The sequence below is a fragment of the Methylococcus sp. S1M genome (assembly GCF_051295855.1).
In the GTDB taxonomy this organism is placed as follows: domain Bacteria; phylum Pseudomonadota; class Gammaproteobacteria; order Methylococcales; family Methylococcaceae; genus Methylococcus; species Methylococcus capsulatus.
In genome coordinates, this window is record NZ_JBPDXO010000068.1 from 1 (window position 1) to 236 (window position 236).

Genomic DNA, 236 nt, shown 5'->3' on the forward strand with positions numbered 1-236 from the left:
TTCTCAGCTCCCCGTCGCCGACATACGCGCCACCACTCCCTCCCAGGGGAACTCCGGGACGGGCGCGCTGTGGCAGGAGCTCTATACCAGCACCAGCTGGACCCGGCGGCGCGGACTGGACACCCCGCCGGACTACGCCGAACAGATCTCCGCGGCCAAGGACGAGGCACTGACGCTCCTGCAGCGCTTCGGCCTGGCCGAAGATGCCATCACCGCCGTGTGGGAGAACATCGGTG

At 68.6% G+C, this 236-nt stretch carries 1 protein-coding gene; it reads left to right on the forward strand.

The annotated features are described in order from the left end of the window. The coding region (locus ACSHWJ_RS16090) for a hypothetical protein (protein WP_435928799.1) at positions 1-236 on the forward strand (236 nt) is incomplete at both ends.